Source organism: Enterobacter quasihormaechei (assembly GCF_004331385.1).
GTDB lineage: Bacteria > Pseudomonadota > Gammaproteobacteria > Enterobacterales > Enterobacteriaceae > Enterobacter > Enterobacter quasihormaechei.
Genome location: NZ_SJON01000004.1, coordinates 284,054 through 307,687, shown reverse-complemented (window position 1 = coordinate 307,687; position 23,634 = coordinate 284,054). Strand labels below are relative to the sequence as shown.

Annotated in this window: 21 protein-coding genes; 16 read left to right on the top strand and 5 right to left on the bottom strand. The window is 54.8% G+C overall.

What is annotated here, in order from left to right; genetic code table 11:
* Position 1: 1 nt before the first annotated feature.
* The 5 genes from E0L16_RS08280 to hrpB all read right to left on the bottom strand — a co-directional run bounded on the left by E0L16_RS08280 (position 2) and on the right by hrpB (position 9,280).
* Positions 2-2,479, bottom strand: a complete 2,478-nt coding sequence (locus E0L16_RS08280) for a fimbria/pilus outer membrane usher protein (RefSeq protein WP_131636699.1) — start codon at positions 2,477-2,479, stop codon at positions 2-4.
* Between the two features lie 20 nt (positions 2,480-2,499).
* Positions 2,500-3,213 (bottom strand): fimbrial biogenesis chaperone, encoded by a 714-nt coding sequence (locus E0L16_RS08275; protein ID WP_131636698.1) that lies wholly within the window; start codon positions 3,211-3,213, stop codon positions 2,500-2,502.
* Between the two features lie 42 nt (positions 3,214-3,255).
* Positions 3,256-3,828: a fimbrial protein gene (locus E0L16_RS08270; RefSeq protein ID WP_226848122.1), complete on the bottom strand. Its 573-nt coding sequence runs from the start codon at positions 3,826-3,828 to the stop codon at positions 3,256-3,258.
* Between the two features lie 343 nt (positions 3,829-4,171).
* Positions 4,172-6,697 carry a bifunctional glycosyl transferase/transpeptidase gene (gene mrcB / locus E0L16_RS08265; RefSeq protein ID WP_063450612.1) on the bottom strand — a complete coding sequence of 842 codons (2,526 nt, stop codon included), beginning with the start codon at positions 6,695-6,697 and terminating at the stop codon, positions 4,172-4,174.
* Between the two features lie 153 nt (positions 6,698-6,850).
* The gene (gene hrpB, locus E0L16_RS08260) at positions 6,851-9,280 is read right to left on the bottom strand and encodes an ATP-dependent helicase HrpB (RefSeq protein ID WP_131636697.1); all 2,430 of its coding nucleotides are present in this window, start codon (positions 9,278-9,280) and stop codon (positions 6,851-6,853) included.
* A gap of 73 nt (positions 9,281-9,353) precedes the next feature.
* Between hrpB and thpR the strand changes: the two genes are divergently transcribed.
* The 16 genes from thpR (at position 9,354) to E0L16_RS08180 (ending at position 23,634) form a co-directional block, all read left to right on the top strand.
* Positions 9,354-9,908, top strand: a complete 555-nt coding sequence (thpR, locus tag E0L16_RS08255) for an RNA 2',3'-cyclic phosphodiesterase (protein WP_112791959.1) — start codon at positions 9,354-9,356, stop codon at positions 9,906-9,908.
* A complete protein-coding gene (gene sfsA / locus E0L16_RS08250) occupies positions 9,898-10,602 on the top strand; it encodes a DNA/RNA nuclease SfsA (RefSeq protein ID WP_112791960.1) in 705 nt (234 codons plus the stop codon). Before thpR ends, sfsA begins: the two co-directional genes overlap by 11 nt.
* 176 nt (positions 10,603-10,778) lie before the next feature.
* Positions 10,779-11,234 carry an RNA polymerase-binding protein DksA gene (gene dksA, locus E0L16_RS08245; protein ID WP_001155232.1) on the top strand — a complete coding sequence of 152 codons (456 nt, stop codon included), beginning with the start codon at positions 10,779-10,781 and terminating at the stop codon, positions 11,232-11,234.
* Between the two features lie 57 nt (positions 11,235-11,291).
* On the top strand, positions 11,292-12,182 hold the full coding sequence (gluQRS, locus tag E0L16_RS08240; RefSeq protein WP_131636696.1) for a tRNA glutamyl-Q(34) synthetase GluQRS: 891 nt from the start codon (positions 11,292-11,294) through the stop codon (positions 12,180-12,182).
* 42 nt (positions 12,183-12,224) lie between these two features.
* The gene (pcnB, locus tag E0L16_RS08235) at positions 12,225-13,622 is read left to right on the top strand and encodes a polynucleotide adenylyltransferase PcnB (RefSeq protein ID WP_074177770.1); all 1,398 of its coding nucleotides are present in this window, start codon (positions 12,225-12,227) and stop codon (positions 13,620-13,622) included.
* Positions 13,619-14,098: a 2-amino-4-hydroxy-6-hydroxymethyldihydropteridine diphosphokinase gene (gene folK / locus E0L16_RS08230; RefSeq protein WP_131636695.1), complete on the top strand. Its 480-nt coding sequence runs from the start codon at positions 13,619-13,621 to the stop codon at positions 14,096-14,098. Before pcnB ends, folK begins: the two co-directional genes overlap by 4 nt.
* Before the next feature lie 123 nt (positions 14,099-14,221).
* A complete protein-coding gene (panB, locus tag E0L16_RS08225) occupies positions 14,222-15,013 on the top strand; it encodes a 3-methyl-2-oxobutanoate hydroxymethyltransferase (protein WP_112791963.1) in 792 nt (263 codons plus the stop codon).
* Positions 15,014-15,024: 11 nt separating this feature from the next.
* Entirely contained in the window at positions 15,025-15,876 is an 852-nt protein-coding gene (panC, locus tag E0L16_RS08220; protein ID WP_131636694.1) for a pantoate--beta-alanine ligase, read from the top strand.
* A 33-nt stretch (positions 15,877-15,909) separates the two neighbouring features.
* Entirely contained in the window at positions 15,910-16,290 is a 381-nt protein-coding gene (panD, locus tag E0L16_RS08215) for an aspartate 1-decarboxylase (RefSeq protein ID WP_006810068.1), read from the top strand.
* 314 nt (positions 16,291-16,604) lie between these two features.
* Positions 16,605-17,219 (top strand): fimbrial protein, encoded by a 615-nt coding sequence (locus tag E0L16_RS08210; RefSeq protein WP_107534716.1) that lies wholly within the window; start codon positions 16,605-16,607, stop codon positions 17,217-17,219.
* Between the two features lie 85 nt (positions 17,220-17,304).
* The gene (locus tag E0L16_RS08205; RefSeq protein WP_107534715.1) at positions 17,305-18,048 is read left to right on the top strand and encodes a fimbrial chaperone; all 744 of its coding nucleotides are present in this window, start codon (positions 17,305-17,307) and stop codon (positions 18,046-18,048) included.
* A 76-nt stretch (positions 18,049-18,124) separates the two neighbouring features.
* Entirely contained in the window at positions 18,125-20,719 is a 2,595-nt protein-coding gene (locus E0L16_RS08200; RefSeq protein WP_131636693.1) for an outer membrane usher protein, read from the top strand.
* Between the two features lie 36 nt (positions 20,720-20,755).
* A complete protein-coding gene (locus tag E0L16_RS08195; RefSeq protein WP_131636692.1) occupies positions 20,756-21,319 on the top strand; it encodes a fimbrial protein in 564 nt (187 codons plus the stop codon).
* Between the two features lie 26 nt (positions 21,320-21,345).
* Positions 21,346-21,909 carry a fimbrial protein gene (locus E0L16_RS08190; protein WP_131636691.1) on the top strand — a complete coding sequence of 188 codons (564 nt, stop codon included), beginning with the start codon at positions 21,346-21,348 and terminating at the stop codon, positions 21,907-21,909.
* 14 nt (positions 21,910-21,923) lie between these two features.
* A complete protein-coding gene (locus tag E0L16_RS08185) occupies positions 21,924-22,526 on the top strand; it encodes a fimbrial-like protein (RefSeq protein ID WP_131636690.1) in 603 nt (200 codons plus the stop codon).
* Between the two features lie 25 nt (positions 22,527-22,551).
* Entirely contained in the window at positions 22,552-23,634 is a 1,083-nt protein-coding gene (locus E0L16_RS08180) for a fimbrial protein (protein WP_165498402.1), read from the top strand.

Genomic DNA, 23,634 nt, shown 5'->3' with positions numbered 1-23,634 from the left:
TTTATTGGCAGTTTACCGTTGTTTTAAAAATGCCTGTCGCGCCGTCGGCGGGTACGTCGAGCGTGCCGCGGCACTGCGTGTCCCCCTCTTCTCCCCACTGCACGTTAAACGCTGTGCTGCCGCGCAGCCCGGTTAAATACACTTCTCCTTCGTCTCCCACGATGGCGGTCGCGTTTTGCAGGGCGAGCACGGCCCCGAACGGCACGGCCTTGCCCCGATGAAGCAACGTGACCAGGGCCCGCCGCCCGACGCGCGCGTCGAACGTTGCAGCCAGCGCCGCCCCTTTCGTCGGGACAAGATCCTGCGTCGCTGCCTCAATATCGATATCGTCCCGATCCTGGGTATTTACCGTAATGACGTTATGCCGGTAGGCCGTCAGCGACGGGACAACGGCGTTGCCAAAGCGATCGGTTGAAATCCCCCGACCGTTCTGAACCTTAACGTTGTCGCCGCCCTCGATATGCACAACGGCGAACGCGTCGCGGACTGGCTGCCCTAAGGTCACGCCATGTTCATGCGCCACGACGGAGCCCTGCGCGCTGTAGTTCCACTGCCGGTTATCGCCGCCATAGCTGTACCCCAGCCCCAAATCGCCGGAGGCTCCCCGATAGCGGCCGGACAGGCTGCCGCCGTAGCCGGTGTCATGATTTGCGTACGTCTGCTGAAGGCTGTAGCTGAGCTTATTACCCTCAAGCGCGGTGCCGCCGAGCCCCACCTGATGCGAAACAAAACCTCCGCTGGCGGTGTTGACGCTGTAGCTCGCCCAGGCGTTGGGTAGCCAGTGGGAGAAGGGAATATTCAGCGTCAGGGCCATCTGCCGGTCAGCATCCGCATCGGGCGTCCGGGTCAGGCTGTAGCTTAATGACCAGGAGATATCGCGCCAGCTGGAGCTCAGCCCGGCGCTGACGCTGCGCTCGCGGCCATCCATGTCCCAGTAATCCTGCTGATAGGTGTTCAGGTAAGCCGACCCCCAGTCCGAAAGGCGCTGAGAAAGATTAAGCTGCATACGGCTTCGCCGGTTGTTGGTCAGGCGATAGGTATAAATCCCGTCGTCAATCTCACCGTCGCGCTGGTCGATTGCCTCCTGAAAGGTGTAAAAACCGGCGGTGGAGTAGCGGTAGCTGGCAAGCGTGACGGTGGTATTTGTATCCGGAATATCTTTCGCATATTGCGCGCGCCAGGATAATCCGCTCGCGTCATCACGACCGTCATCAAAAGCGGTGCGGGCACCCGTGACATCCACCGATGCCGAACCGAAGCGCCCCAAATCCGCCCCCGCCCCGACCAGCGCCGCGTGATACAGCGACGCGCCAAGCACGCCGGTATAGGCCGTTATGCCATACGGAAAGCCATAGATCGCCGTTCCCTGGGCAAACGCAGGCGCATCCTCGCCCTCGCTGCCGCGATAGCGCCCCATCGCCAGAGAATATTTCAGGTTTCCTTCGCGCTGGAGCACCGGCACCGACGCGCTGGCCTGGATAAAGCTGTGCTCGCTGCCATCCGCCTCTTCGACGGTCACTTCCAGATCGGCGCCCGACGCCACCTGGCTCAAATCACGGATCGCGAACGGCCCCGGCGAGACGTTGCTCTGGTAAATCGTGTAGCCGTTTTGCTTCACGGTGACTTTCGCGTCGCTGTTCGCAATGCCGCGTATGACCGGAGCAAAACCCTGCTGGCCGGTGGGAAGCATGGACGTGTCGGTCTCGAGCTTCACCCCGGTCATTTGAATGCTGTCGAAAAGTTCACCGTTGGTATAGGTCTGGCCAATCTCCATCTGGCTTTGCAGAGGCTTTACGTCGCGCTGTAGCGTGGTGGCGATAGCATCCCAGCCGGCGGTATCGCTCCAGGTACTGTTGTTGCGCAGGCGCCATGCGCCCACGTTAATACCGGAGTCCAGGCCCAGCCAGGTTGACGAGGTTTTGCCCGCGCTATAGCGCTGCTGCGAACCGCTAAGCTGGTAGCTGGTCCAGGCCGCCGGAGCACCGTCATCCCACAGCTTAGGGCTGATGGCACTCGCCGTCGCCCGATCGCGGTACATCTGGGGAATAACCAGAGTCAGCGTCTGATTATCCTGATTAAATTCGTAGCGGGCATTTTTTATAAAACGGGAGATATCGTCGATGTGCGCCGCGTCGTCCAGCCCGGCCATATCGGCAATGGCATCCACCTTTACTCCCAGCGCGCGCAGCTCGGCTTTGGTCAGCTCAGGCAGCAGGCGCTGTTTGTCCGCCGAGAGAACATACGTTACGGGGCGCTTATCCAGAACATCCCCGTCCCAGAGGATCGTGGTCTGGTAACTGCCGGGCATCAGGCCGTTATCATTGATGAAATTTTTCAGCGTCGCGGTATTTTCAAGCGGCGTATCCAGCTCCAGAATCCGCAGGTTGAAGTCGTCATCAGCCGCGGCAGGCTGGATCGCGGCCAGCAATGCCAGCGCGATCCCCTTCAGAACCTGTTTGAGCCGTGACGATGATGACATACGATACCAGCATGAGCGGTTTACAGTGCCTGACTGCGTTGAGGGGTTTGCGCGCCGAAATCATTGATTGCCGTCCACGTCACGACGCCTTTTGCCGATCCGGGCAGGGCGAAACGCTGCTCGCTGAATGGCGCAACCATCATGGAAATCGCTCCCGGCGTGGCTTTGTTATCCACCACCGGCACGCTTGTGCCGCCAACGGCCAGCTCGCCAAATGAGACGTAAAAAGGCGTGGAATTTTTTGCAATCAGAGTGTCACCCTGACGGCGAAACGTGATTTTTTCAAAGGCGTGCAGCGCGTCTGTTTCTTTCAGCTGCGCAGGGCGCCAGAACAGCTTCAGACGCGTTTTCATCGCAAACTGAAGGGTATTCTTATCTTTTAATTCCGGCGATAAGGCCGAAACGGATTTAACGTTAGCCAGAAAGAGTGACTCCCGATCCGCAGGCAGGCTTTTTTTATCGCCGGTAAAAATAATATGTAAAAGCGTCTGGCGATTTTCCTGTAATTTATACACGGGAGGCGTGATAACAAAGGGGGCTTTCGCATTATTGGGATAGCTCACCCAGCTCTGTACCAGATAACGCGTATGAGGATCTTTATTCTTGAGGGCAATTTGCACTTCAGACTTATTCGATGGATAAACGATTCGCGTTCCACCGAGAACCACGCTGGCCTGCGCTGAACAGCAGGAAATAACCAGGCAGCCGCATAACACTTTAATTAAATGTTTCATCCTGCGTTCCAGAAGGCAGCCTTTTCAGGCTGCCCGATTTTTTTAGCGATAAACAACCTCGAACGTGGCAGAGGAGGCATAATGACCCGCCGTTGGCGCGTCTTCTCCAACCTGAATAACCTTCGCGGTGTAGTTAAAGACGGAAGCAGCCTGTCCCGTCGCATCGTTCGCAACGTCAGTGCCCGCGTCAGGGGTAGATCCGTCAAAAATCACGTCCCCTTTCGTGCCATTCTCATTGCTGACGATAATACCGACGTTGGTGGCATTACCTTCACCGGTCAGATCGTTCTGAAGACGTTTGTAAGCGGCGTCCGTGGTGGAGCCGCTGAACTTCAGGTTCAGTTTTGCGACCAGCGGGTCGCATTTCTTCACCTCAATTTTGAACGCTTTTGAAGTTCCCACCGAGCCGTCGCCGCTATAATCCGAAGGATAGGTATCGGCAAACGTTACGGTCGATGCATTCGTACCGGTGCCATCAACGTTAATTTCGCAGGTATCCGCAACAATTTTCCCGGCAAAGTTCACCGTGCCGGAATCATTCGATGCCAAAACCGGAAGCGACAGCGCCGCCAAAATGCTTCCGCCCAGTAAAGAAGTAATAATATATTTACGCATAACAATATCCTTATATTTGCTGATGAAGGTATCCATTCCCGGCAAAGCGAATTTGCATCAGAATGTCAGGTAAAGCGAGACATCATTCATTTTCCACCCCATCCAAATAAGAATGTCCTGACGAATGATGAATTTCATGGCGGGATTACATCAGATTATTCTTTATCATGTCCAGCGTGCAAAAGGGTAAAATCGGTCACGATTATTATAACCCCCTGATTTATAAAACCAGTCTATAAGATTAATAATTCTACAATCAATATTTAATAATTATAATAAAGCAACGGAGGGAAATAAAAAAAGCCGCTTTACGAGAAAGCGGCTTTTAAATTCAGGGAATTAATTAATTTCCGCCGAACATGTCCTTGATCCAGCCGGCGACGCCGTCGCTGTCTTTCTTCTCGTCCTGCTGCTGCGGCTGTTGCTGCTGCGGCTGTTGAGGCTGAGAAGACTGGTCAAACGGATTGCCCGTTGGCTGCTCAGGCTGGCTTTGCTGGCACAGCGCATCCGGATTGGTCGTCCAGACCGGCAGCGAACGCACGCCGCCGCCGCAGATGAAGTTACCTGAGCTGTCCACGCCCATATCGACGATATCTTCCGGCGCAACGAGGTTCAGCGGCACCGGAGACTGATTTGCCAGATAGCGCTGGTAAATCGACATTGCACCGCTTGCACCATACAGTTTGGTCGGCTGGTTGTTGTCGCGACCCACCCAGGTGATCACCACTTCACGGCCGTCAATACCGGCAAACCAGGTATCAACGTTGTTGTTGGTGGTCCCGGTTTTACCTGCCAGATGCAGACCCGGATACTTCGCCCCCAGCTGACGCCCGGTACCGCGCTGTACAACCTGCTGCATCGTCCATAACGTCATATAGGCTGCCTGCGCCGGAACCGCGCGCTCAGCCTGCGGGAAGCTTTGATACAGCACGGATCCATCTTCCGCTATCACCGAACGCAGGGCGGAAAGCGGAGCACGATTACCGCCGCTGGCAATGGTCTGGAACGCCTGGGCCACTTCGATTGGCGTCAGGTTAAGCGCCCCCAGGATCATGGCCGGAACAGGGTGCAGCTGATCTTTCGGCACGCCCAGCTTCTGCCAGGTATCGGTGATGGCCGGCAGGCCCAGCGCCATCCCGAGGTTAACCGTCGGCACGTTCATTGAGCGGGTTAACGCATCCACCAGCATCACCTGACCGCTGAACTGTTTATCGTCGTTCTGCGGAGACCATACCTGGCCGTTAGGCTGGCGCAGGGAGATGGGCGCATCGGCGATCCAGGTGTTCAGGCGATAGAGGTTCGGCTGGCTCAGCGCGGTCAGATAGGTCGCCGGTTTTGCCAGAGAACCAATCGAACGACGCGCCTGCATCGCACGGTTATAGCCCGCATACTGCGGCTCGGCGCCGCCCACCATGGCGCGAACTTCGCCGGTGTTGCGGTCAACCACCACCATCGCGGTTTCCAGATCGCTCAGCTTACGCTGCTTCTTCAGAACCGGAATACCTTCCACCGCCGCTTTTTCTGCCGCATCCTGCGCCACGGAGTCAAAGGTGGTAAAGATCTTCACTCCGGAGAGATCTTTTACTTTATCTCCGAGCTTAGATTGCAGCTCCTGACGCACCATCTGCATAAAGGCAGGCTGCGGGGAGATGACCCCACCGCGCGGCTGAACGCCCAGCGGACGCGCGCTCAGCATGTCGTACAGCTCCTGGTCAATCACCTGCTGCTGTTGCAGCAGACGCAGCACCAGATTACGACGCTCCAGCGCCAGTTTCGGGTTGCGCCACGGGTTATAGATTGACGCCCCTTTAACCATGCCCACCAGCAGCGCCTGCTGATCAAGACTCAGCTCTTCCACCGGACGGCCAAAGTAGTACAGGCTCGCCAGCGGGAAGCCGCGGATTTCGTTATCGCCGCTCTGGCCGAGGTACACCTCGTTCATGTACAGCTCAAGGATACGATCCTTGCTGTAGCGCGCATCCATCAGCACGGCCATGTACGCTTCGTTGGCTTTACGCCAGTAAGAGCGTTCGCTGGAGAGGAACAGGTTTTTCACCAGCTGCTGGGTAAGCGTACTCGCCCCCTGCACCGTACGCCCGGCGGTCAGGTTCGCCAGCACCGCACGGCCAATGGAGTAGAGGCTAATACCGTCGTGCTCGTAGAAGTGACGGTCTTCGGTTGCCAGCAGGGTATCCACCAGCAGATCCGGGAAGCCGTTACGCGCCACGAACAGGCGCTGTTCGCCGTTTGCGGACGACAGCATGGTGATCAGGCGCGGATCGAGACGGAAGAAACCGAACTGGCGGTCGTTATCCATGTTCTCAATGGTTTCCAGGCGATCGCCGTCAAAGGTCAGACGCGCGCGCACCTGACCCTCTTTGCTGTCCGGGAAGTCGAACGGACGGCGGATCATCTCAATGCTTTTCGCCTGGACGGTAAATTCGCCCGGACGGGTCATTTTCGTGACCTGACGATACTGCGTAGCTTGCAGCAGTTTCACCATCTCGTTTTTGCTGATGGACATGTCCGGCTCAAGGTTCACCATGCGACCATACACTGCCGCCGGCAATTGCCAGACTTTCCCGTCGATACGGCTGCGGATCTTCTGATCCAGATACACGCCGTAAATCGCGATCAGAACAACAAAAACAATGAACAGCTTCAGCAGCAGCCAGAACCAGCCACGCTTTCCACGAGGCTTACGCCCTTTGCCTTTCCCTTTACGCGGCATCGGTTCTTCATCCTCATAATCGTCTTCATAGTCATCGTCATACTCCTCATCTCTGAGGCGACGACGGCTTACCTTTTCTTTCGCCGGACGCGCTGGCTTTCCCTTACGTCCTATTGGCTCGCGGTCATTCCCCGCCATGCTTTTTCTCCGCAACATTCAGGCGCAAAGGCCAGATTTTCTTATCTTGCACAGGTCAGTGAAAGAAGAAATCTCTCAAAGTTTGTTTGTCACTCTCCCCGTGGGAGAGAGCCGGGGGTGAGGGCATCAGGCCGCACTCCCCTTTTCGATTCATCACGAATATTTCTTCGTGCGCCGCGTCGGCGCGGTATTCGCCGGATCGTCCGGCCAGACGTGTTTGGGGTACCGCCCTTTCATCTCTTTCTGCACGTCACGATAGCTCCCCGCCCAGAACGCGCCCAGATCGCGGGTGATCTGCAAGGGACGATGCGCGGGCGAAAGCAGCTCAAGCACTAACGGCACGCGCCCTTCAGCGATCGACGGCGTGGTGGCCTCACCAAACATCTCCTGCATCCGAACCGCCAGCGCCGGAGGATTATCCTCATGATAACGAATAGCAATCCGGCTCCCGGTTGGCACAGTGTAATGCCCAGGCAGTTCACTATCCAGACGTTGACGTAACGACCAGTCCAGTAAATTCTGTAACGCTGCCTTAACATCAAGCGCCTTAAGGGCGCGCAGCGAGTGCACGCCGCTCATCTGCGGCAGCAGCCACTGTTCAAGCGTCGCGAGCAGGGTATCGTCATCCACCGCCGGCCAGCCGTATTGCGGCAGCCATTTCGCGGCGCAGTGCAGACGAATACGGTACTGCTCCGCCTCCGGTGTCCAGTTCAGAACACTCAGCCCTTTTTCCCGGATGCCGTTCAGCATCGCCTGGTGTAACTCTTCTTCCGACGGCTTCGCCAGCGGTGTCGTCCCGAGCGTCAGTTTACCAATCTGACTACGACGGAACGCCTTCAGCGTACCCTGGGCATCATCCCATTCGACGATGTCAGATTGCTGAAGCAGCTGCGGGCAGGCACGCGTCAGGGCGTCAATATCCACGGCAAGCGCCTGCAAGATGCGCGCATCCGGGGAATGGCTGCCCTGTAGCAGCAGAGGAGCAATGAGCCATTCATGACGCGTCAGGGCATCATCGCTGTCGAGCATCGCGCCCATCCCGTTTGCCAGCTGATAGCGGCCGTCAAGTCCGCGGCGGCGCGCAATCCTGTCCGGAAAAGCCTGTGCCAGCAGAGAAGTCATTTTATCGCTGTCAGGCGATCCTCCCCGGCTCTTCAGACGATGACATAGCTGCTGTGCCCGCTGCTGCCAGTTTCCCTGATTGCGTGAAAAGGCCTGCCCCAGATCGCTGCTGCCGCCGCGCGGCGGCTCCTCAAGAATAGCCGCCAGTTTTGCCGCCGTGGCAATTTCATTATCGCCCTGCGCGGCCACCAGCATCGCTGCCAGTCGCGGATCGTTGCCCAGCGCCGCCATTTTCTGGCCGCGCGCCGTCAGTCGCTCGCCTTCCAGCGCACCAAGTTGGGTCAGCAGGCTGCGCGCGGCGGTGAGGTTCACGACAGGCGGAGGATTAAGCCAGGTGAGCTGGTCAGGGTCCGGGCAGCCCCACTGCATCAGATCCATCACCAGCCCGGAGAGATCGCTTTGCAAAATTTCAGGCGTACTTTGTAGTGCCGCACGCTCCGCCTGCTCGGCGCTGGTTAAATGCAGACAAATACCCGGCTCAAGACGCCCGGCTCGCCCTGCGCGCTGCACCATCGAGGCCTGGCTAATGCGCTGCGTCAGCAGCCTGGTCAGCCCGGTGCGCGGATCAAAGCTGGCGACCCTCTCCTGCGTACTGTCCACCACAAGGCGAATGCCTTCGATGGTCAAACTGGTTTCGGCAATATTGGTCGCCAGCACCACTTTGCGCTGCCCCGCCGGGGCGGGAAGGATTGCTTTGCGCTGGTCGCTTAACGACAGGGCGCCATACAGCGGACAAAGCGCAACATCGCTGCTCACCCGTGACGCCAGCTGCTCCTGTACGCGCTGGATTTCACCTACGCCGGGCAAAAACAGCAGCAGCGAGCCGGGCTCCTGGCGGAGCAGTTCGGCGGTGGCGATGGCAACGGCTTCGTCAACGCGCTGATGCGCAGGCAGCGGCTGATAGCGGCGCTCAACCGGAAAGGCTCGTCCTTCGGAGGCAATCATCGGCGCGTCGGGGAGCGTCTGCCGGAGCCGGTCGTTATCCAGCGTCGCCGACATAATCAGCAGGCGAAGGTCGTCGCGCAGCCCCTGCTGAACGTCGAGCAGCAGCGCAAGGGCCAGATCGGCCTGTAGGCTGCGCTCGTGAAATTCATCAAGGATCACCAGCCCGATGCCGGTCAGCTCCGGATCGTTTTGCAGCATACGGGTGAGGATGCCTTCGGTGACCACCTCCAGCCGCGTGGACGCGCCAACGCAGGTTTCAGCGCGCATCCTGTACCCTACCGTCTCGCCCGGTTTTTCATTCAGCAGTTCCGCCAGGCGCTGCGCCACGTTGCGCGCGGCCAGCCTGCGCGGCTCCAGCAGGATAATTTTCCCGCTGATGTTCCCCTCACGCAGGATTTGCAGGGGCAGCCAGGTAGATTTACCCGCTCCCGTGGGCGCGCTGAGCAAAACCTGTGGCGCATGTTCTAAGGCGGCAAGAAGCTCAGGAAGGACGACGGCAACGGGCAAAGAAGACACTTACGGCTCCAGAGGGTTAACATTAATCGGCGTACATTGTAGCATCGGCGCATATCATTACCGAGTCTTGCGCATGTCTGAGTCAAAACGGCTATTCTTCGCCATTGAATTACCCGCCTCGCTTCAACGGCAAATTGTTCGCTGGCGCGCCAGCCACTTCCCGGCAGAAGCGGGCCGCCCTGTCGCCGCCGCCAATATGCACCTGACGTTAGCGTTTCTCGGCGATGTAAGCGCTGAAAAGCAGCGCGCCTTAAGCGCACTGGCCGGACGCATTTCCCAGCCGGGGTTTACGCTGCATCTTGACGATGCCGGGCAATGGCTGCGTTCTCGGGTGGTCTGGCTGGGGACGCGTCAGCCCCCTCGCGGGCTGCTCCAGCTCGCCAGCATGCTGCGGGCGCAGGCCGCGCGCAGCGGCTGTTACCAGAGCCCGCAGCCGTTTCATCCCCACATTACCCTGCTGCGCGATGCGGGTCAGGCCGTTGCCATCCCGCCTCCGGGCTTTCACTGGTCCTTTGAGGTGAAGGAATTTGCGCTTTACGAATCTGTCTTTGTACAAGGACGCACCCGCTATACTCCGCTCCAGCGCTGGACGCTGGGCGACACGCTAAGGAATCCTGATGAAGTTTAGCCCTGCACTCCAGCCCGCCACGCTGATCCAGCGTTACAAACGCTTTCTCGCTGACGTAATCACGCCTGAGGGCGAAACGCTCACGCTGCACTGTCCTAACACCGGCGCCATGACCGGTTGCGCCACGCCGGGTGATACGGTCTGGTATTCCACTTCAGAAAATACTAAACGCAAATATCCCCATACCTGGGAAATGACCGAAACGCAAAACGGGGCATTTATTTGCGTTAATACCCTGCGCGCCAATCAGCTGGTTAAGGAATCCCTGACCCAGGGAACCCTTCCTGAACTTGTGGGTTACGGCACGCAAAAAAGCGAAGTGAAATATGGCGATGAAGGTAGCAGAATTGATTTTATGCTCCAGGCGGAAGACCGGCCTGAGTGCTATATTGAAGTGAAATCAGTGACGTTAGCAGAACAGGAAAACGGCTTCTTTCCGGATGCGGTAACGCTACGTGGCCAGAAGCATCTGCGAGAGCTAATGAGTGTGGCGGCGGCGGGCAAGCGCGCCGTGTTGCTGTTTGCGGTTCTGCATTCAGCCATTGAACGGTTCTCCCCGGCCCGTCATATTGATCCTAAATACGCGCAATTGTTGAATGAGGCACAAAAGCAGGGGGTAGAGATTTTGGCTTATAAAGCGGAACTTTCTGCCGATAATATGACTCTGAGATCCTCTCTTCCCATTGTCTTATAAGGGATTAGACGATTGACTAATAAGTGTTCTGGCCGCGTGCGCAAATACGCTTTTCCTCACAGGGTTGTCAAGTGTTACGTTTAGATAATTGCCATACGGAAAAGCATCTGCTATTTATAGCGACCTGATTTTTCCCCCAACATGGGGATCGATAGTGCGTGTTAAGGAGAAGCAACATGCAAGAAGGGCAAAACCGTAAAACATCGTCCCTGAGTATTCTCGCCATCGCTGGGGTGGAGCCGTATCAAGAGAAGCCGGGCGAAGAGTATATGAACGAAGCCCAGCTGTCGCACTTCAAGCGTATTCTTGAAGCATGGCGTAATCAACTCAGGGATGAAGTCGATCGCACCGTTACACATATGCAGGATGAAGCTGCTAACTTCCCGGATCCGGTCGACCGTGCCGCTCAGGAAGAAGAGTTCAGCCTCGAACTGCGTAACCGTGACCGCGAGCGCAAACTGATCAAAAAGATCGAAAAAACGCTGAAGAAGGTCGAGGACGAAGATTTTGGCTACTGCGAATCCTGCGGTGTTGAAATCGGTATTCGTCGCCTGGAAGCGCGTCCAACAGCCGATCTGTGCATCGATTGTAAAACGCTGGCAGAAATCCGCGAAAAACAGATGGCCGGTTAACGCCTGCCCTCTCACTACTGCAAAGGCGGGAGTCTCTCCCGCCTTGTTACCGTTGATATGTCTGAATCTCACTATATCGGGCGCTTTGCGCCATCTCCCTCCGGTGAATTACACTTCGGCTCATTAATTGCCGCGCTAGGCAGCTGCCTACAGGCTCGCGCCCGTCAGGGTAAATGGCTGGTCCGCATTGAAGATATCGATCCTCCGCGTGAAGTTCCCGGTGCAGCAGAAACCATTCTGCGTCAGCTGGAACATTACGGTCTTCACTGGGACGGCGAAGTGCTCTGGCAGTCTCAACGCCATGATGCCTACCGTGAACGCCTGGCATGGCTTGCTGAACAGGGTCTTTCCTATAACTGCACCTGCACGCGCGCGCGTATTCAGAGCGTGGGTGGCGTTTACGACGGCCACTGCCGTACGCTGCACAACGGTCCTGAAAATGCCGCCGTACGGCTGATACAGCGCTCTCCGGTGACGCACTTTACCGACGTGCTCTCAGGCACCCTTCAGGCGGACGAACGCCTGGCGCGTGAGGATTTTATTATTCACCGTCGTGATGGTCTGTTTGCCTATAATCTGGCGGTCGTTGTCGATGACCATTTTCAGGGCGTCACGGAAATCGTGCGTGGAGCGGATCTCGTCGAACCTACCGTGCGGCAGATATCGCTTTACCAGCAGTTTGGCTGGACGGTGCCGGATTACATCCATCTGCCGCTGGCGGTCAATGAACAGGGGAATAAGCTGTCAAAACAGAACCATGCCCCGGCGCTGCCTGACGGCGATCCGCGCCCGGTTTTGATCGACGCGCTGCGATTTCTCAACCAGAATGTAACGCAGGGATGGCAGGATCTGAGTCTGGATGAATTGCTGAAAAGAGCGGTTGCTGGCTGGACGCTAATGACCGTGCCAAAAATCCAGCATTCTCAAATGCGTTGCGCTGAGCTATGATTAGCCGCTTTTTTGATAACAAAACACACTACGAGGTGTACTATTTTTACCCGAGTCGCTAATTTTTGCCGTAAAGTGCTGAGCCGTGAAGAGAGCATGGCGAACGACGCTATTGCACAGCCACACATGTCGGTCGTTCCGCGTGAGCAGCACAACATTTCCCGCAAAGATATCAGTGAAAATGCCCTCAAGGTGCTCTATCGTCTGAATAAAGCAGGCTACGAGGCCTATCTCGTCGGCGGCGGGGTTCGCGATTTACTGCTGGGCAAAAAACCAAAAGATTTCGACGTGACGACCAGCGCCACGCCTGAGCAGGTGCGTAAATTATTCCGCAACTGCCGTCTGGTTGGCCGCCGTTTCCGTCTGGCGCACGTGATGTTTGGCCCGGAAATTATTGAAGTGGCGACCTTCCGCGGTCACCACGAAGCGGGCGTCAACGATCGCACCACTTCCCAGCGCGGTCAAAACGGCATGCTGCTGCGCGACAACATCTTCGGCTCTATTGAAGAAGATGCTCAGCGTCGCGATTTCACCATCAACAGCCTTTACTACAGCGTGGCGGATTTCACCGTGCGTGACTACGTCGGCGGCATGCAGGATCTGAAAGACGGCCTGATTCGTCTGATCGGCACGCCAGAAACGCGCTATCGCGAAGATCCGGTCAGGATGCTGCGCGCCGTGCGTTTCGCCGCCAAGCTGAACATGCGTATCAGCCCGGAAACCGCAGAACCTATTCCACGCCTGGCAACGCTGATTAACGACGTGCCCCCTGCCCGTCTGTTCGAAGAGTCATTAAAGCTGCTCCAGGCAGGCTACGGGTTTGAAACCTACAATCTGCTGCGCGAATACAACCTGTTCCAGCCGCTGTTCCCGACCATTACCCGCTACTTCACCGAAAACGGTGACAGCGCAATGGAGCGGATGATTGCGCAGGTGCTGAAGAACACTGACACCCGCATTCATAACGATATGCGCGTTAACCCGGCATTCCTGTTCGCGGCCATGTTCTGGTATCCGCTGCTGGAAACGGCGCAGCGCATCACGCAGGAGAGCGGTCTCGCCTATTATGATGCGTTCGCGCTGGCGGCAAACGACGTGCTGGACGAAGGCTGTCGCACGCTGGCGATCCCGAAACGTATTACCACGCTGGTGCGTGATATCTGGCAGCTTCAGCTGCGCATGTCCCGCCGTCAGGGTAAACGCGCCTGGAAGCTGATGGAGCATCCGAAGTTCCGCGCCGCGTTCGACCTGCTCTCTCTGCGTGCTGAAGTGGAAAGGAACCCGGAGCTACAGCGCCTGGCGCAGTGGTGGGGCGAGTTTCAGGTTTCTGCGCCACCGGAGCAAAAAGATATGCTTACGGATCTGGATGATGAGCCGGCACCGCGCCGTCGTCACCGTCGTCCGCGCAAGCGCGCACCGCGTCGTGAAGGCACGGCATGACCCTCGCGTATATCGCCATCGGCAGCAATCTGGCCTCTCCGCTGGAGCAGGTTAACGCTGCCGTTCAGGCGCTGGGGGAGATCCCGCAAAGCCGCATCGTTGCGGTCTCTTCGTTTTACCGTACGCCACCGCTCGGCCCGCAGGATCAGCCTGACTATCTGAACGCCGCCGTGGCGCTGGAAACGGCCCTTGATCCTGAAACGCTGCTGGATAACACCCAGCGCATTGAGCTACAGCAGGGCCGCGTCCGAAAAGCCGAACGCTGGGGGCCGCGCACGCTCGACCTGGATATGATGCTTTTCGGCCACGAGGTGATTAACACCGAACGCCTCACCGTTCCGCATTACGACATGAAAAACCGTGGGTTTATGCTCTGGCCGCTGTATGAAATCGCCCCCGATCTCACCTTCCCTGACGGCATCTCGCTGAAGACCGTTCTGCAAAACCTCAACGTGGAAAAACCGGCCCGCTGGTAATCCCGCGTCACCGTCGATTAGCCATTTGTTAATTGTGGTTAATCGATTGCCTAAAATCATTGTTCCCTCGAATGTTACTGTTAGAATGCGCAAAGATTCGCTTTTGGGCCATCAGGAAACAGTATGAAACCAACCACCATCTCCTTATTGCAGAAATGCAAACAGGAAAAAAAACGCTTCGCCACCATCACCGCGTATGACTACAGCTTCGCAAAACTGTTTGCCGAAGAGGGGATCAACGTCATGCTGGTCGGAGATTCGTTAGGGATGACGGTACAAGGGCATGATTCCACTCTGCCGGTCACAGTCGACGATATTGCTTACCATACCCGCGCCGTGCGCCGGGGTGCCCCCACCTGCCTGCTGCTTTCCGATTTGCCGTTTATGGCGTACGCCACCCCGGAACAGGCCTTTGAAAATGCGGCAGCCGTGATGCGCGCCGGCGCCAATATGGTCAAAATTGAAGGCGGCGCCTGGCTGGTGGACACGGTGAAAATGCTCACCGAACGCGCCGTGCCGGTTTGCGGGCACTTAGGGCTGACGCCGCAGTCAGTAAACATTTTTGGTGGCTATAAGGTTCAGGGGCGCGGCGATGCGGCGCAGACGCTGTTCGATGATGCCCTGGCGCTGGAAGCCGCTGGCGCGCAGCTGCTGGTGCTGGAGTGCGTGCCGGTTGAGCTGGCTAAACGCATCACCGAGGCGCTGTCGATTCCGGTTATCGGCATCGGCGCGGGCAACGTCACTGACGGCCAGATTCTGGTGATGCATGATGCCTTCGGGATCACCGGCGGACATATTCCAAAATTCGCCAAAAATTTCCTGACAGAAGCAGGCGACATGCGCGCTGCGGTGCGGCAGTATATTGCCGAGGTTGAGTCCGGCGTGTATCCGGGCGAAGAACACAGTTTCCATTAAGGAGTCATGGTGTGCTAATCATAGAAACCCTGCCGCTGCTGCGCCAGCATATCCGCCGGGCGCGTCAGGAAGGTAAACGTATCGCACTGGTCCCAACCATGGGCAACCTGCACGACGGCCATATGAAGCTGGTCGATGAAGCGAGAGCCCGTGCAGATATCGTGGTAGTCAGTATCTTCGTTAACCCGATGCAGTTCGATCGTGAAGACGATCTGGCGCGCTACCCGCGCACCTTGCAGGAAGATTGCGAGAAGCTCAAAAAACGTCATGCGGATATCGTCTTCGCGCCGGCTCCGGCAGACGTTTATCCACAGGGAACCGGTGAAGCGACCTACGTGGACGTACCGGGCATTTCCACCATGCTGGAAGGCGCCAGCCGCCCGGGCCATTTCCGCGGCGTCTCCACCATCGTCAGCAAGCTGTTTAACCTGGTGCAGCCGGACATCGCCTGCTTCGGTGAGAAAGATTTCCAGCAGCTGGCGCTGATCCGCAAAATGGTTGCCGACATGGGCTACGACATAGAGATTGTCGGCGTGCCGATTGTGCGTGCAAAAGACGGCCTGGCGCTCAGTTCCCGTAACGGCTACCTGACCGCTGAACAGCGTAAAATTGCGCCGGGCTTAAGCAAAGTCATGAATACCATGGCAGAGCAGCTGCTGGCGAAAGATTTAACCGCAGAAGAGATTGTTGCTCTGGCTGAACAAGCGCTGAACGACAAAGGTCTTCGCGCTGACGACGTGCAAATTCGGGATGCCGATACGCTTCTGGCGCTTTCAGAGACCAGCAAACGTGCGGTAATTCTGGTGGCGGCTTGGCTCGGCCAGGCCCGCCTTATCGACAACAAAGTGGTTGAGCTGGCGTAGTTTTTTCTACCCGGAAGATGAAAGGTAAACGTAATGATTCGCAAAATGCTGCAAGGTAAGCTTCACCGTGTGAAAGTCACTCAGGCCGACCTGCACTATGAAGGCTCCTGCGCGATCGACCAGGATTTTCTCGACGCGGCGGGTATTCTCGAAAACGAAGCGATTGATATCTGGAACGTGAATAACGGCAAACGCTTCTCCACGTACGCGATCGCCGCCGAGCGCGGCTCCAAAATCATCTCCGTGAACGGCGCGGCGGCACACTGCGCAGACGTGGGTGATATTGTGATCATCGCCAGCTTCGTCATGATGTCTGATGAAGAAGCGCGCCGCTGGCAGCCAAAGGTCGCTTACTTTGAAGGCGATAACGACATGAAGCGCACCGCTAAGGCGATTCCGGTTCAGGTTGCCTAGTTATAATCCTTGTTCTTTTATTTACATTACCCGAATATCATTTCGGGTAATGTATTAATCGTAAATATGCCCCTCATAAATATAATTTCTTTCAAATACTGAATTAACTACCCATCACCACCATAAATAATACAAGAGCCTTTATTAAGACTTATACCATAAAATCACCTTAACTTATTTTTAAGTAATTCTAATGCACCCGCCCTATCTTCCCTCCCGCGCTTCCATTACCATTTTCGTCGCGAAATATTAATTCGGCAAAAACATATTCTTTTCATATGTTTAACTCTCAAAAATTTAATATGGATATAATGATGTCTTTAAATAAATTAGGTTTGGCTACAGTAGTAGCACTGGTTCTGAGCGCAGGTTCTGCAATGGCTGATGAAGGTATCCCTTCTGATACCGGCACCGTAACTTTCCACGGTATGGTTTCCAACAATACCTGTAAAGTCTCTCTGGACCAGAAGATTAACCAGGAAGGCAATGATTTCGACGTTAACCTGGATACCGTATTTGTAAAAGACTTCGGTACTGCACTGGGTACCACCAGCACACTGGGCGAAAAGAAATTCGCTCTGACGCTGACTGGCTGTGATTCCGCAACAGTGGCGAAAGCCTCAGCACAATTTGATTCATGGGCAGGTTCTGCATCAACCGACGGCGGCCTGCTGGTTCCACCAGGCAACACCCAGGGCGCAGCGAAGAACGTTAACCTGGTACTGTCGAACGACGGTAACTCCGTAACTGAACAAGTCAAACTGGATCAGGCTAACAACACTCAGAAAGCCACCATCGATGCCAACGGTGCAGGCGCACTGTACTACCGCGTAGCCTACACCCAGGGTCAGGGCTGGGATGCAGCAAGCAACCCGGTTTCTGCTGGTGTTGTTCAGGCACAGGCTGCCTTCACTATGATCTACGAATAATGTCCAGAACATAGTTTAAAAGTACGTCTTACCCCCTGACATCCGTCGGGGGTTTATTTAATAGCATTCCAAGGGAAGTGGAAAAATGTTAGTCAAAGCAATCATTAAGGGATTAAAAGTCGTCTGCCTATCGGCAGCCGTTTTCGCATCATTTCAGGCAAGTGCCGATATCGTGATTTCTGGCACGCGAATCGTCTATCCGCAATCGCAGAAAGATGTCATTGTCACGTTAGACAACCGCGGTAAAAAACCGCTGCTGGTACAATCATGGCTCGATGATGGTCGCGATGATACCAACCCGCAGGAACTAAAATTACCGTTTATCATTACGCCACCGGTTTCCCGAATCGACCCACAAAAAGGTCAATCCGTTCGTATCGCCTATTTAGGTGGATCGCTGCCGCAGGACAGAGAATCCCTGTTCTGGTTCAACGTGCTTGAGATCCCACCGAAATCAAAAGTGAAAGAGGGTGAGAGCCCAAACCTGCTCCAGCTGGCGTTCCGTACGCGCATTAAACTCTTCTTCCGTCCTGATGGCCTGAAGGGTACGCCAGGCGATGCCGCAGCCCACGTCACCTGGTCGCAGCAGAAGCAAGGGAATGCTGTAAATTTGGTCGCACATAACAATTCGCCTTACAACGTTTCCATTGCAAACGTCACGTTGAAAACAGGCACTAAAACGTATCAGGTTGAACACAAATCTGTTTTGCCATTTAGCACGCAGGCAATGCAGGTTAAGGGATTAACCAATACCGTTGCGGGCTCTGTGTCTTACGAAGCCATTAATGACAATGGCGGCTCAGACACTTTCGACGCCAGCATTAAATAAGCAACTCACAGCCCCATTATAAATATAAGTTGTTTGAATACTTCGGGTATTCAAACGTGACCTGATTGGTAAAATCATGTTATTTCAACGATCACTTTTATGTCTCGCTATTTGCGCTGCACTGCCGCTGTATGCCAGCGAAAATGAAAATAACGCTGTCGACAACATTTCCGAATCAGATTCAGCCGTTGAATTTAACGACCAGTTTCTTATCGATAATAGTGGGAGTATCAACGTCGATCGTTATGCTTACGGTAACCCGGTTCTGCCGGGAACCTACCGCGTCAAGGTCAATTTGAATGGCAAGTCAAAATCCACGCTAGAGATAAACTTTGTTGATAATAAAACGCCGCGCGCCTCGGCGTGTCTGACGAAACTTATCCTGTCCCAATCAGGCATTGATACCAGCGTCTTGAAAAATGACGAACAGGATGACGAAACGGCCTGCGTAAACATCAAGGAAAACTATCCCGGCGCGTCTGCAAACTTTGACAGCGGCAAACAGGAGATAGACCTTAATTTCCCGCAGATCTACGTGCTTAAGCAGCCCGCAGGCTATGTCGACCCCTCGCTTTGGGAAGACGGCGTGCCGGCGGGGCTGCTCTCTTACGATCTCAACGCATGGCATAGCGAAACGAGCGGGACGAGTTCGGATACCGCCTATGCGGGGTTGCGCTATGGCCTGAACATGGGACCGTGGCGCTTGCGCTCTCGCGGCAGCCTGAACTGGGAAAGCGACAACGGTTCCCACTATTCGAGTCAGGACATTTATCTTCAGCGCGATATTACGCCCCTGAATGCACAGCTGGTTTTGGGTGATTCCTTCACCCGCGGCGACGCCTTTGATTCTGTAAACCTGCGCGGTGCGCGCATGTATAACGACGATCGCATGCTCCCTCAGGGGGCATCTGGCTACGCGCCCGTCATCCGCGGCGTGGCTAACAGTAACGCCAAAGTCAGCGTGGTCCAGAGCGGCAACAAGATTTATGAAACCACCGTCCCGCCGGGCGCATTTGAGATTAACGACCTCAGCACAACAGGCTATGGCAACGATTTGATTGTCACCGTTGAGGAAGCGGACGGAAGCAAACGTACGTTTACCGTGCCGTTCTCCTCCGTCACCCAAATGCTTCGTCCAGGCTCAAGCCGTTGGGACGTGGGCTTAGGGGAGCTGAGCGATGATTCACTGCGCGACAAACCCAACGTGGGTTACGCCACTTACGCCTACGGTCTGAACAACACGTTTACTGGCTACGTGGGAGCACAGTACACGGATATGGATTTCTACGCCGGGCTGCTGGGTCTGGCGATGAACACCAGCATCGGTGCATTTGCGTTCGACGTCACCCAGTCACATGCGGATATCGACGGCCTCGGTACGCTCAAAGGGCAAAGTTACCGGCTGACCTACAGCAAAATGCTGGAAACAACCAATACCTCATTCAACGTGGCCGCGTATCGCTTCTCCACGGAAGATTACCTCAGTCTGAATGATGCCGCCTCTCTACAGGACGGTATTCATAACGAGGAGTACGGCAACCGCACCTACGACAGCAACGCTGAGCTTTACGCTGACTATCAGCGTACGAAAAATCAGGTGCAGATCAGCCTTAACCAGCCCCTGAACAGGAATGGCGAAGACTATGGATCGCTCTACGTCAGCGGTACCTGGCAGGATTACTGGAACAACACCAGCTCTACGTCTGACTACAGCCTGGGCTATAACAACAGCTTTGCATACGGTAGCTACAGCGTGTCGGTCCAGCGCACCTATGACGATTCGGGCGAGAAAGACGATAGCGTGTATCTCAACGTCAGTGTTCCGTTCAGCGTTTTCAGCAAAGAGAGTTCACAAACGGGCGGCTTTAACAACATCAACATGAGCCTGCGCTCAGATTTAAAGGGTGGCACCAGCTTCAACTCGACGGCGAGCGGCAGCACCCAAAATAACGACCTGAGCTACTCGGTCAGCGAATCGTCAAGCGGGGGCAACTTCGGCAACCTGAACCAGATCAGCGGCTTTAGCTCCTGGAATAGCCCGTACGGGCCGCTCGGCCTGTCAGCCTCCTTTGGTGATGACAACAGCAAACAATACTCGGCGAGCTACAGCGGTGGAATGGTGGTTCACTCGGGCGGCGTGGTCCTTGCACCGGGCAGCATCGGTGAAACGGATTCGCTGGCACTGGTAAAAGCCAGCGGCGCCAAAAATGCGCGTCTGGGCTACGGCCAGGGCCGCATTAACAGTTCGGGCTATGGAATCATGCCGTCGATGTCCGCCTACCGGGAAAACCGGGTTTACCTGGATATCAGCACCCTCGAAGCGGATGTTGAAATCAAAAACACCAGCGCCGTCACCGTGCCGCGAAACGGTTCCGTCGTGTTAGTGAATTTTGAAACGGACGAGGGACGTTCGCTGGTACTGGATCTGCATCGTTCTGATAAAGGCTTCATTCCGTTAGGCGCCGACGTGCTGAACGAGAAAAACGAGCCTATCGGTACGGTCGGTCAGGCAGGTCAGGCCTACGTGCGCGGCGTGGAAGATAAAGGCGTCCTTCGCGTGGTATGGGGCAGTGACGGCACCAGCACCTGCACCGTGCGCTATCACATCCCGGCCGATGCGAAGAAGGTTGGCCTCACCACCCTTCTGAATAATCAGCAGTGTCAAATGTAAAGCTTTAAACAGGGAATCATCTCCATGGGAAATAATATGAAGAAACAACATTGCGGTTATTCATTAATCGCATTAAGCCTGTTAGCGATGTCGGGTGCAGCTGCGGCCACCGATCTGAACGTTAACTTCACCGCCAATATTCGCGAAACTACCTGCGATATGAAGCTGGTGGGGGGCGAGGGTTCAGATACAGCACAAACGCTGACGCTGGGTAACAATGGTCAGGTGCGTTTGGATGATGTCAAAGCCGGAGCGGCAAATGCCACTTTCAAAATCGTGATGGTTGAATGCCCAGCGTCGCTGACCTCATTAAAAACAACCGTAAAGGGAAAAAAATCGGGTTATTTACCCTCAGGGATCATTAACCAGGCAGCCTCAGGCGCAGCAGATTACGCCTCAGTCGAAATCGCCAGAGCGAGTACACCAGAAGCCCCCTTTATCGTTAACTCTACCGTGGATGCGGAGCGTCTGGTCTGGAACCCTACAGAGATCCAGAATAAAGAAGTTGCTCTGATGGCCACCTTACGTGAAACCAAGGCAAATAGCATGACAATCGGCGATTTTCAGGCCGTGGCGACTTTTGAATTCAGCTACGAATGATTGGTGCAGGAAAACGGAGCAACATTATGAAAATGAAATCAACTTTTATCGCCCTGTCCGTTTCTGCCCTTCTGTTCTCAGGAATGGCAAGTGCAGCAATTACAGGTACCAGCAGTGTCGAATTAACAATTAAAACAAAAATTGTATCAGGCACCTGTACAGCAAAAGTGCTTAACGATGCAGGCACTGCGTCTACTGAAATTGCGTTTGGCGACGTCTATAAATCCGATCTGGTGAATAAAAGTCGCGTCGAGCCGCTGAAAATCAACTTCACTAACTGCTCTGGGGTTACCAAGGCAACGGTATCCGCTGCGAAAGGGGCAGGCGGGGAATGTAGTGGCACAACTAAAACGGGTGACTCTTTCTCTGGCGGCTTAGCAACCGGTTTTGAAATCTGGTCAGGCCTTGTCGACACCGGCGTTTTGATGAGTTGCAACACTCCTCCGGCAGATCAGGAAGTGACAATTACTGACGGCAAGGGCGAACTCCCAATGAACTCACGTATCGTCATTGGTCAAGGCCAAACCATTGCTGATGTTGGCGCAGGTGCCGTTACCGCACCGGTAACCTTTACTGTCACCTACCCCTAATCCCAGGAACCATTATGCAACAATCACCGTTTATATTATACCAGCCCGGTCTTGTGTTGCTTATGGCTCTGGCTGGCGGGAGTCTGCCTGGCGTAAGCCAGGCAGGTGCTGGGCTCGACGTAAATCTTACAGCCAATATTGTTAATAGCACCTGCAAGTTAAGCGTCGAGAATGGCGGAGAAATTTATCTCCCCAACGTAATGCGGAATTGGTTTTATAACGCTGATGGTAGCGATCGGTATACGGCTACCGATGATGCAAGCGGAACCCCTTTTAAGATCCATGTTGATGATTGCTACGGAGACAGCAGCACGGCTAAAAAGCTGAATTTTAGCTTCTCGCCACAATCAGGATTTTGGCCGGGACAAAACCAGGTATTTAAAAGTGAAGAGACCGTTGCAGGGGCAGCCAAAAATGTTGGCGTCGTCCTTTTCTCTGAGAAAAATAAAACCAACGTTTTGAACAGCGATGGTTCGTCAAAAGTCGTCTATGACGTGAGTGGTCAAGATACCGCCTTTTTAAGGGATTATCAGTTCTACGTCAGATATCAGAATATCGGCGTTGTAACTGGCGGTATTGTCACGAGCAAAGTGCTGGTTGATGTCACTTACGAGTAATAACCAGAACAGGATACGGATGAGAATGTTCAACTATATAATACATAACAATATTTTTAAAAGAACGATGGCTTTTGTCTCTACATGTTTATTATTATCCCTTAGCCCAATTAGCTGGGCAGGGGAGTGTCGAATAAATGATGGATATGGCGGAACAACTACGCTTGTCAATTCCCAATACTCTGGTGCTACGGTGCGACTCCCTCCACCTGTCGGTTTTACCGCAATCGCCTCATTTATAGTTAATCTGACACCAGGAATTCAGGGTGATTGTGGTCCAGGAAACGATGGCTATAATCTTCTGTCACAAACAAACCCTGAGTTGTTGAAGGGTGGGTGGAACGGTAGTGCCATGTTCGAAACTAATATCCCCGGCATCTATTATCTCGTTAGGGTTCGCGCATCGGAAAACGGAGGTGCGGGAGGATATTTTACGACGAACACCACAGGTTGGGCCACCGTCGCCGGGTCCGATAGAAGTGACCCTTGGGATAGGAAATGGCTTAACACGCAGGTGGACGTCTTTATTAGTGATGGCTATGTTGGCAATCCAAATAAAATAACCGTAATCAAGCCTAAGGCTGGCACACTGGGAAAAATGGCACTTGGCAATGATCCAAATGATAGTAATAACAAACCCTATACGTTTATGGTTAATGAAAATTCATTCCAGATCCCCATCATACTGCCCACCTGCGATATCGCCATGCTGTCAGACGGCACGGACACGGTGAACCTGGGGGATTATTTTATTTCCGATATCAAAAATAACAACGTCAAAGACGTGCCCTTCTCCATACATTTAAATAGCTGCACCAGCACGACGAAGTTTACCACCAAGCTTACGACCACAAAGCTGACGGGCACAGGCAACGATTTGCTGGGCAACACCCTTACATCGGGGGCTGAAGGCGCAGGCGTGCGGATCATGTATAACGGAAATTCGCAGCTTATTCCAAATAACGCGAACTCGTCGTACATCATGACGGATACCACCGTTCCCGGCTCGACGCAGATTGACTACGTGGCTCAGCTGGTCGCGAATGGCAGTACGGTCAAGCCCGGCGCGTTTAAGGCCACAGGCGTGTTCACCCTCTCCTACGACTAA

Coding starts and splice junctions, on each gene's coding strand:
- E0L16_RS08280 (WP_131636699.1), bottom strand. CDS start 2,479: ATGTCATCATCGTCACGGCTCAAACAGGTTCTGAAGGGGATCGCGCTG.
- E0L16_RS08275 (WP_131636698.1), bottom strand. CDS start 3,213: ATGAAACATTTAATTAAAGTGTTATGCGGCTGCCTGGTTATTTCCTGC.
- E0L16_RS08270 (WP_226848122.1), bottom strand. CDS start 3,828: ATGCGTAAATATATTATTACTTCTTTACTGGGCGGAAGCATTTTGGCG.
- mrcB (WP_063450612.1), bottom strand. CDS start 6,697: ATGGCGGGGAATGACCGCGAGCCAATAGGACGTAAGGGAAAGCCAGCG.
- thpR (WP_112791959.1), top strand. CDS start 9,354: ATGTCTGAGTCAAAACGGCTATTCTTCGCCATTGAATTACCCGCCTCG.
- sfsA (WP_112791960.1), top strand. CDS start 9,898: ATGAAGTTTAGCCCTGCACTCCAGCCCGCCACGCTGATCCAGCGTTAC.
- dksA (WP_001155232.1), top strand. CDS start 10,779: ATGCAAGAAGGGCAAAACCGTAAAACATCGTCCCTGAGTATTCTCGCC.
- gluQRS (WP_131636696.1), top strand. CDS start 11,292: ATGTCTGAATCTCACTATATCGGGCGCTTTGCGCCATCTCCCTCCGGT.
- folK (WP_131636695.1), top strand. CDS start 13,619: ATGACCCTCGCGTATATCGCCATCGGCAGCAATCTGGCCTCTCCGCTG.
- panB (WP_112791963.1), top strand. CDS start 14,222: ATGAAACCAACCACCATCTCCTTATTGCAGAAATGCAAACAGGAAAAA.
- panD (WP_006810068.1), top strand. CDS start 15,910: ATGATTCGCAAAATGCTGCAAGGTAAGCTTCACCGTGTGAAAGTCACT.
- E0L16_RS08210 (WP_107534716.1), top strand. CDS start 16,605: ATGTCTTTAAATAAATTAGGTTTGGCTACAGTAGTAGCACTGGTTCTG.
- E0L16_RS08205 (WP_107534715.1), top strand. CDS start 17,305: ATGTTAGTCAAAGCAATCATTAAGGGATTAAAAGTCGTCTGCCTATCG.
- E0L16_RS08200 (WP_131636693.1), top strand. CDS start 18,125: ATGTTATTTCAACGATCACTTTTATGTCTCGCTATTTGCGCTGCACTG.
- E0L16_RS08195 (WP_131636692.1), top strand. CDS start 20,756: ATGAAGAAACAACATTGCGGTTATTCATTAATCGCATTAAGCCTGTTA.
- E0L16_RS08190 (WP_131636691.1), top strand. CDS start 21,346: ATGAAAATGAAATCAACTTTTATCGCCCTGTCCGTTTCTGCCCTTCTG.
- E0L16_RS08185 (WP_131636690.1), top strand. CDS start 21,924: ATGCAACAATCACCGTTTATATTATACCAGCCCGGTCTTGTGTTGCTT.
- E0L16_RS08180 (WP_165498402.1), top strand. CDS start 22,552: ATGTTCAACTATATAATACATAACAATATTTTTAAAAGAACGATGGCT.